The 7,340-nt window shown below is 72.3% G+C and carries 4 protein-coding genes and 1 pseudogene; all 5 read right to left on the bottom strand.

Annotated elements, in window-relative coordinates; all coding sequences use genetic code 11:
- Positions 1-1,139, bottom strand: a 1,139-nt coding sequence (locus G5C51_RS38210) for an SWIM zinc finger family protein (RefSeq protein ID WP_420824901.1), incomplete at its 3' end; no start/stop codon positions are given.
- Positions 1,136-3,976: a DEAD/DEAH box helicase gene (locus tag G5C51_RS38205; protein WP_165244880.1), complete on the bottom strand. Its 2,841-nt coding sequence runs from the start codon at positions 3,974-3,976 to the stop codon at positions 1,136-1,138. The genes G5C51_RS38210 and G5C51_RS38205, both read right to left, overlap by 4 nt.
- Before the next feature lie 46 nt (positions 3,977-4,022).
- On the bottom strand, positions 4,023-5,024 hold the full coding sequence (locus tag G5C51_RS38200; RefSeq protein ID WP_165244878.1) for a TerC family protein: 1,002 nt from the start codon (positions 5,022-5,024) through the stop codon (positions 4,023-4,025).
- A gap of 104 nt (positions 5,025-5,128) precedes the next feature.
- On the bottom strand, positions 5,129-6,088 hold the full coding sequence (locus tag G5C51_RS38195; RefSeq protein ID WP_165244876.1) for a TerC/Alx family metal homeostasis membrane protein: 960 nt from the start codon (positions 6,086-6,088) through the stop codon (positions 5,129-5,131).
- Positions 6,089-6,158: 70 nt separating this feature from the next.
- Positions 6,159-7,340, bottom strand: a pseudogene (locus G5C51_RS38190) (TerD family protein); the annotation flags it as partial.

The raw sequence follows: 7,340 nt of genomic DNA, 5'->3' as shown, positions 1-7,340 counted from the left end.
TCATGTCTCGTGGGCTCGGCGATGTGTATAGGAGACAGGCTCCACACCCGCTGCGCGGCGGGCGTGGAGCCGGGCCGCGCAGCGGGTGTGGAGCCGGGGCGCGCAGCGCGCGTGGACCCGGGCGCCGCGGCGGGCGTGGACCCGGGAGCCGCGGCGGAGTTACGGCCCCCCGGCGCGGTGGGCGTGGAGCCAGTCGGCGCGGCGGGCGTGGTGCCGCGCGCGGCGGCGGAGTTACGGCCCCCCGCCGAGGCAGGCCCAAGGCCGCCCACCCCCGTCATCCGCGTCAGCGCCGCATGCGCGCGGGAAGCCGCGTCCCCCGCCAGCAGCTCCACGGCCGTGGAGTCCACCGGCAGGCCCGGCTCCGGATCGGGCAGCGCCGGGCCCGTACCCGGGAGTTCGGGGAGCGGCAGGGGCGGCGGGAGCGGCGGCCGGTTCGTGCGGAAGACCGCCTCGCGCGCCGGGACGCCCGGCGCCGTGCGCCCCCGGGACTCCGCGGCGGACCGCGCCGCATTGCGGCGGCGGAACTGCTCCAGCAGCTCCGACTCGCCCCTCCCCCGCATCAGCAGCAGCACGAACGGGTCGGCGTCCAGCAGCCGCGCCGCCTGGTAGCAGAGCGCGGCCGCGTGCTTGCACGGACGCCCGGTGTCGGGGCATGAGCAGTGCGGCGCCAGGTCGCCCTCCGCGGGGAGGAGCCGGGTGCCGGAGTCGGCCAGGGCGTGCGGCAGTTCCTTGTCGAGCAGGGCGGCCAGGTGGGCGGGGTCGGCCGCGGCCCGGTCGAGGAAGTGGTCCCACTGGGCGTCGGTGAGGGTCCGGAGGCGGACCTCGGCGCGATACGGGCGCGGGCGGCTGCCCTGGACGAGGGCGGCGACGCGTCCGGGCGTGACCGTCATCTCCTGGACATGGCCCCCGCGCGCATACGTGCGGCCACGCGCGAGGCGGCCGGAGTCCAGGGACGTCTGCTCGAGCGCGGCCAGCCAGGCCTCGCCCCACCAGGTATCGGCGAAGGGGACCCGGCTGCCCTTGCGCGCGGCGAACGCCGGGAAGATGCGGCGCCGGTCGTCGCCGGGGACGCGCAGGGGTGGCTTGAGCGGGTCCCACGGCGGAGGCGCGTCGGGGCGGGCAGGGTTCGTACGGCTCACAGGTCCCCCTCACCGCTGTCAGGCCCCGCGCGCAGCGCCAGCAGCTCCGCCAGGTCCGCGTCCGACAGCTCCGTCAGCGCCGTCTCGCCGCCCCCGGCGCCGAGGATGGCGTCGGCCAAGGAGCGCTTGGTGATGAGGAGTTCGTCGATCCGGTCCTCCACCGTGCCCTCCGTGATCAGGCGGTGCACCTGCACCGGCTGGGTCTGGCCGATGCGGTAGGCGCGGTCGGTGGCCTGCTCCTCGACGGCGGGGTTCCACCAGCGGTCGTAGTGGATGACATGGCCCGCCCGGGTCAGGTTCAGGCCGGTGCCGCCCGCCTTCAGGGACAGCAGGAAGACCGGGACCTCGCCGTTCTGGAAGCGCGCGACCATCGCGTCCCGCTCCAGCACCGGGGTGCCGCCGTGCAGGAGTTGGGACGGGATGCCCCGGGCGGCGAGATGGCGCTCGAGCAGCCGGGCCATCGTCACGTACTGCGTGAAGACGAGCACCGCGCCGTCCTCCGCCACGATCGTCTCCAGCAGCTCGTCGAGAAGCTGCAGCTTTCCCGAGCGGGCCGCCAGCAGGCCGTCGGGCTCGCGCAGATACTGCGCCGGGTGGTTGCAGATCTGCTTGAGCGAGGTGAGCAGCTTCATCACCAGGCCGCGCCGCGCCATCGTGCCCTCCGCGGACGCGATCTCGTCGAGCGCCTCGCGCACCACCGCCTCGTAGAGCACGGCCTGTTCGCGGGTCAACGCCACCGGGTGGTCCGTCTCGGTCTTCGGCGGCAGCTCGGGCGCGATGCCGGGGTCGGCCTTGCGGCGGCGCAGCACGAACGGGCGGACCAGCCGCGCCAGCCGCTCCGCCGCGTCCGGGTCGCCCTCGGACTCGATGGCGCGGGCGTGCCGGGCGCGGAAGTTCTTCAGGCCGCCGAGGAGGCCGGGGGTGGTCCAGTCGAGGATGGCCCAGAGCTCGGAGAGGTTGTTCTCCACGGGGGTGCCGGTCAGGGCGACGCGGGCGCGCGACGGGATCGTACGGAGCGCCTTGGCGGCCGCCGAGTACGGGTTCTTGACGTGCTGCGCCTCGTCGGCGACGACCAGGTCCCAGGGGACGCCGGCCAGTTCGGGCGCGCTGGTGCGCATCGTCCCGTACGTGGTGAGGACGAAGCCGCCCGACGCCGACGCGCCGTCCAGGGAGCGGCCGCTGCCGTGATAGCGGTGCACCGGCACGCCGGGGGCGAAACGCTCGATCTCCCGCTGCCAATTGCCGAGCAGGGACGCCGGGCAGACCACCAGCACCGGCGCCGACGGCCTGCGCCGCAGCTGCAGGGCGATGACGGTGATGGTCTTGCCGAGGCCCATGTCGTCGGTGAGGCAGCCGCCGAGGCCGAGGCGGGTCATGCGGTCCAGCCAGGCGAGGCCGCGGAGTTGATACTCGCGCAGGGTGGCGGCGAGTCCCGGCGGCTGCTGGGTAAGGGGCTCGCCCTCTAGCGCCAGCCCCTTACGGATCTCGGCCAGCGTGCCCGTCGGGCGCACCGGCACCTGCTCGCCGTCCACCTCCGCCTCGCCGGTGAGCGCGACGGCGAGCGCCTCCACCGGGTCGAGATAGCCGAGCGCGCGCTTACGGACCTTGCGCACCAGCTCCGGGTCGACGACCACCCACTGGTCGCGCAGCCGCACCATCGGGCGGTGCGCCTCGGCCAGCTCGTCCATCTCCCGCTCGGTCAGCGGCAGTCCGCCGAGCGACACCTGCCAGCGGAACTCCAGCAGCTGCTCGGCGTCGAAGAAACTCGTCTCGTTCGACGCGGTGCCGGGCCCTGGACGCACCACCGCGTCCGCGGTGAGGTCGCGGACGAGGCTGCGCGGCCAGTGCACCTTGATGCCGGCCGCCTCCAGCCGGCGGGCGGCCGGGCCGAGGATCTCCTGCAGCTCGTCGTCCTGGAGGACGAGGGTGTCGGGCACCGACTGGTCGAGCAGTCGCGCCAGCGGCGGCCAGACGCGGGCGGCGCGGCGCAGCGCCAGGACCGTATCGACGCGGGCGCGCGGGCCGAAGGCGCCGGCGGCGGAGCCGTCCCAGAGGCCGACGGCGTCGCTGAGCAGCGTGGGATCGGCGAGGCTGTGCACCTGCAGCGCTACGGCGGCGGGGCGGGCGTCGGGCTCGTAGAGCTCATGGGCGGACAGGTGCAGCCGCAGCGAGATCTTCACGCCCGCGTCGGCGCCCGCCGCCACCTCGGCGACCCAGCCCGCGGCGGCGGGGAGCCGGACGCCCTGCGGGTCCGCGGTGGCATACGCGGCATGCCCGGCGGCGGCCGGCGCCCCCGGCGTACGCGGCAGGGTGTCGGCCACCGCGTCCAGGAAGCCGCGGACCAGGCCCTCGGCATCGGGGAGCTCGAGCGAGGAGCGCCCCTCCAGCGGCACCGCCCGCGCCTCGTACGGCATGGCGGCGGCGATGCCGCGCAGCTGCGCCAGGTCCTCGGCATCGAGCGGCCCCGCCCGCCAGGCCTCCCTGCCGTCCTCGGTGAGCCCGGGGAGCAGCCGCCCGCGCGCCACCAGATGCAGCGCGTGCAGCGCGGCGGCACCCCAGCAGGCGGCGGCCCGGTGCGCCCTGAGGTCGCGCCCGGCGGCGGCCAGCAGCGGGAGCGCCTCGGCGATGGTGAGCAGCCGGGCCGGGACGCTGGTGCGATAGACCGCCTCGCCGTGCGGCCGGACGACGGTGAGCTCGGCGTCGGCGCCCTCCGGCGCGGGCCCGCCGGGCGCCGGGGTGAGCGCGATGCGCCCCGCCCGCGGCGGAGCACCGACACCAGCGGGCAGGAAGACGACGGCGCTGTGCGCCACGTCCTGCCTGCCCGCTGGTGTGCTCATTTGGCCAACTGTATGGCCAGGGTCTGACAGCGCCCGGCCCGAAGGCTCAGGCCTCGATGTCCTGCTTCTCGGACCGCTCCGCCTTCTCGGCCTCGGCCGCCTGCTGCTTCTTCGACGCCATCAGGCTGGTGATCGTCGTGATGACCAGCACGCCGCAGATGACGCCCAGCGAGACCGGGATGGAGATCTCCGGTACGTGCAGGCTGGTCGTCTCGTGGATGGCGTGCAGCACCAGCTTCACGCCGATGAAGCCGAGGATGATCGACAGGCCGTACGACAGGTGGACCAGCTTCTTCAGCAGGCCGCCGATGAGGAAGTACAGCTGCCGCAGACCCATCAGCGCGAAGGCGTTCGCGGTGAAGACGACGTACGGGTCCTGGGTCAGGCCGAAGATCGCCGGGATCGAGTCCAGCGCGAACAGCACGTCCGTGGTGCCGATCGCCAGCATGACGATCAGCATCGGCGTGACCAGCCGCTTGCCGTTCTCCCGGACGAACATCTTCGTGCCGTGCCACTTGTCGGTGGAGGGGACGCGCCGCTCGATGAACTTCATCAGGCGGCCCTCCTCCCACTCCTCGTCCTCCTCGTCGGCACGGGCCTCCTGGATGAGCTTCCAGGCCGTGTAGATGAGGAAGGCGCCGAAGATGAAGAAGACCCAGGCGAAGGTGTTGATCGCGGCCGCGCCCGCGGCGATGAAGACGGCGCGCAGCACCAGCGCGATCAGCACGCCGATCATCAGCACCCGCTGCTGGTAGATCGCCGGGACCGCGAACTTCGCCATGATCAGGACGAAGACGAAGAGATTGTCGACGCTGAGTGACTTCTCGGTGATGTATCCGGCGAAGAACTCGCCGCCGATCTGGCCGCCGCCCCAGACCATCAGTCCGAGGCCGAAGAGCGCGGCGAGGACGATCCAGACGATCGTCCAGATACCGGCCTCCTTGATCGAGACCTCGTGCGGCTTACGACCGCCGATGAAGAAGTCGACCGCGATGAGCGCACACAGTCCGACGACCGTGAGCACCCACAAGGTCAGTGAGACGTCCAAACCGATTCCCCTCCTAGTGGCATGACCATCAACGGTACAAGAATGGCCAAGAGGAGGTAAAGCCAGAGTCAAAAGACCTGGTTGTGGACCGGCTCACACCTGCGTCAGACGCCGGCCGCGTCGGAGTTCCGCGATGCCCGCAGGCTGGTGATGGTCGTGATGATGAGGACACCGCAGATCACGCCGAGCGACACGGGGGTGGAAATCTCGGGTACGTGCAGGTCGGTCGTCTCGTGGATGGCGTGCAGGATCAGCTTGATCCCGATGAAGCCGAGGATGATCGACAGGCCATACGAGAGGTGGACGAGGCGGTCGAGCAGGCCGCCGATGAGGAAGTACAGCTGCCGCAGGCCCATCAGCGCGAAGGCGTTCGCGGTGAAGACGATGAACGCGTCCTGGGTGAGCCCGAAGATCGCCGGGATCGAGTCCAGCGCGAACAGCAGGTCGGTGGAGCCGATCGCCAGCATCACGACCAGCATCGGGGTCATGAGCTTGCGCCCGTTCTCGTATACGAAGAGCTTGGTGCCGTGGTACTCGCTGGTCGAGGGGAAGCGCCGCTCGACCGCCTTGAGCAGCTTGTTCTCCTCGTACTCCTCGTTGTGGTCCTCTGCGCTGGCCTCCTTGATCAGCTTCCAGGCGGTCCAGATCAGGAAGATCCCGAAGAGGTAGAAGATCCAGGCGAAGGAGTTGATCAGCGCGGCGCCGAGCGCGATGAAGATGGCGCGCATCACGAGCGCGATGATCACGCCGATCATCAGCACCCGGGACTGGTACTGCGAAGGCACGGCGAACTTCTTCATGATCAGGACGAAGATGAAGAGGTTGTCGACGCTGAGCGACTTCTCGGTGATGTAGCCCGCGAAGAACTCGCCCGACGGCTTGGACCCGGAGTGCCACCAGATGCCGAGCCCGAAGAGCACGGCCAGGACGACCCAGACGACTGTCCAGGTCCCGGCCTCCTTCATCGACACCTCGTGCGGCTTGCGCCCGACGAAGAAGTCGACGGCGATGAGCAGGCAAAGGGCGACGATGGTCAGCACCCAGGCGAGCGGCGATACGTCCACGGATCAAGCGTGGCCGCACGGCGCCGGGCGCACCACTTGAGCGGTACGGGCCGACCCCGGCCCGTACCGCCTACCGCCCCTGCAGCCGCCGTGCCGCCGCCACCTGCCCGAGCACCTGCGTCAGCACCTGGCTGCCCGCCGGCACCACGGCCGGCTCGTATGTCCAGGCATGCCCCACCCACGGGTCCGCCAGGTGATCGTCGGCTACGGGCGTGAGCCGCAGCAGCGTCCGGAACAGCGGATCCAGCACCGGGCCGAAGCCGCGGGTGTCCTCCCGGTCGGCCACCAGCAGCAGGTGCACGCCGACGGACGGACCCTCGTCCGCGAGATAGCGCAATTGGGTGACGGCCCGGTCGTCGAAGCCGTGCGGGAAGTCGTGCACGACGAGCAGCTGCTCGGCGACGTCGAGGTCATCAGGCAGCGCGTCGGCGGCGCCGCTGCGGATCGCCATCTGGACGAGGTCGACGCGCTGGGTGAGCTTGTCCAGGGTCGCCTGGACGCCGGCCGCGCCGGTCGGCGGCGGGTCGGCCAGCACGCCGGAGTGCAGCAGCGGGGTCAGCGCCGGGGCCGCGGTGCCGGCCGCGTCGATGACCTGCACGGACAGCTCGCCCGGCGGGTACGTGGCGAGCAGCCGGGCCGCATGCGCGACCGCGGTGCGGGCGGCGCGGGCGCGCAGCTCGCCGGGGTCGGCGAGGCTCGGATCGGCCAGCGCGGCGTCGATGAAGGCCGCCTCGGTGGAGGCGCCGCGGCCGCTGTCGATCCACAGCCCGCGCTCCAGCGGGAGCCGGACCAGCATCGGGATGCGCAGCCCTGATGTCTCCGGCAGCCGCAGGTCACCGAGGCGGACGGCGAGCGGCAGCTCGCCGGGGACCTGGTAACCATGCCAGGTGGGACTCTCCCAGCCGGCGAAGGGCGGGGGCAGCGCGGGCTCCACGACATCGGCCTCGGCCTCGAGCTGCGCGATGTCGCGCTCGAGAGCGGCACGGGCGGTGCCGACGAGGTCGGCGTGCTTCTTACGGGCCGCCTCGCGGGCGGCGTCGGCGACCGGGCCCATCCGCGTACGCGGATCGGACAGCACGCTCTCCAGCTCGCGGTCCATCCGGGACTCGGCGAAGTCGACCGCGGACCGATAGGCGGCGACGGTGCGCGCCAGGTCCTCGAACATGCCCCAGACCTGGTTGTACAGCCGCTCTTCCATGGACCACCCGGCGGCGTCGCCCGCGACTGGGGTGCGGGGGGCGTCGGCGGGTGG

This window comes from Streptomyces coryli (genome assembly GCF_011044975.1).
Classification (GTDB): Bacteria; Actinomycetota; Actinomycetes; order Streptomycetales; family Streptomycetaceae; genus Streptomyces; species Streptomyces coryli.
Note: the sequence above shows the minus strand (reverse complement) of the source record. Positions and strands in the feature narration are given on the sequence as shown.

What these genes read in the sequence shown, in the direction of transcription:
- G5C51_RS38205 (WP_165244880.1), bottom strand. Translation starts at nt 3,976, where the DNA reads ATGAGCACACCAGCGGGCAGGCAGGACGTGGCGCACAGCGCCGTCGTC.